The sequence below is a fragment of the Burkholderia sp. Tr-862 genome (genome assembly GCF_011753085.1).
In the GTDB taxonomy this organism is placed as follows: Bacteria; Pseudomonadota; Gammaproteobacteria; order Burkholderiales; family Burkholderiaceae; genus Burkholderia; species Burkholderia ambifaria.
The window spans coordinates 1-445 of sequence record NZ_VWWG01000417.1 but is presented as its reverse complement, the minus strand read 5'-3'; the positions used below and the strand labels follow the sequence as shown (position 1 = coordinate 445).

Genomic DNA, 445 nt, shown 5'->3' with positions numbered 1-445 from the left:
CGCTCGCCGCGCTGGTGCGCACCGAGTCCGGTTTCAATCCGTATGCGATCGGCGTGGTCGGCGGCCATCTGACGCGTCAGCCCGCGTCGCTCGACGAAGCGCGCGCGACCGCGAGCGAGCTGGCCGCGCGCGGCTTCAGCTACAGCGTCGGCCTCGCTCAGGTAAACGAGCGCAATTTCGCGAAATACGGTCTCGACGACACGACGATGTTCGAACCGTGCCGCAACCTGCGGGCGGGCGGCGCGATCCTGACCGAATGCTTCGCGCGCTCGTCGAACACCGGCCGCCCCGCGCAGGCCGCGTTGCGCGCGGCGCTGTCGTGCTACTACAGCGGCAACTTCACGACCGGTTTCTCGAGCGGCTATGTGAGCCGGGTTGTCGCGAGCGCGCAGCGCAACGCGCGCGAAGGCGGCGTCGAGCCGATTCCCGTGGTGCGCGACGTGCA

Annotated in this window: 1 protein-coding gene; it reads left to right on the top strand. The window is 69.7% G+C overall.

Annotated elements, in window-relative coordinates:
* Positions 1-445: lytic transglycosylase domain-containing protein (locus tag F3J14_RS35245; RefSeq protein ID WP_211080441.1), on the top strand; the 445-nt coding region annotated here is incomplete at both ends.